Genomic DNA, 701 nt, shown 5'->3' with positions numbered 1-701 from the left:
TGATGATGGGATACCTCAGCTGGGTGACCGTAGCCAGGTAGATCCGGGCGCCTTCGCGGAAGCTCAGACCCACCAGCGGCAGAGAGATGATCCCTGTCAGCAGCAGGGCCGTACCGGAATTGGAGAGATAATTCAGGTCAAAGGGCTTTATCACCAGCGGACTGCCATCGGCTTTGAGCAGCCCCTCCTGCAGGCCAGGCACATAAAATTTAAGTTGCCCCACGAAGTTCAGGGCATCGCGTACGGGTTGCAGGCCCCAGGCAATGATCATGAGCGTCATCATCAGAAACGGCGACCAGGCCCGCAACACCTGCCCCGCCGAATACTGCCGGTCGGTCTCCAGGGTTTGGGGCGGTTCCTCCTGAAAGCGCCAGGTGGCTTTGGGTTTCCAGTACCGAAGCAGCACCATCAGGCTGATGATGGAGGCCAGGCCCGCAATCACATCGGGCAGCATAGGCCCCAGGTAATTGGCCGTCAGCCACTGGAAGAAGGCAAACGATATGCCCGATACCAGAATAGCCGGCATCACCTCCATTGACTTGCGAAAACCGGCCATAATCACCACCAGATACAGCGGCACCACCACCGACAGGATGGGCAGCGTGCGGCCTACCATCTGCGAGATGGCCATATCGGGCAGGTCCGAGACCTGAGCGGCAATGATGATGGGGGTACCCACCGCGCCAAAGGCCACGGGGGCG

General features: G+C 59.9%; 1 protein-coding gene. It reads right to left on the bottom strand.

Going from position 1 to position 701, the window contains the following annotated elements; genetic code table 11:
* The coding region (locus ABD931_RS29120; protein WP_345271650.1) for an L-lactate permease at positions 1–701 on the bottom strand (701 nt) is incomplete at both ends.

Origin of the sequence: Nibrella viscosa (genome assembly GCF_039541875.1) — a bacterium.
In the GTDB taxonomy this organism is placed as follows: Bacteria; Bacteroidota; Bacteroidia; order Cytophagales; family Spirosomataceae; genus Nibrella; species Nibrella viscosa.
The sequence above is the reverse complement of the archived record's forward strand: the minus strand, read 5'-3'. Positions and strand labels throughout refer to the sequence as shown.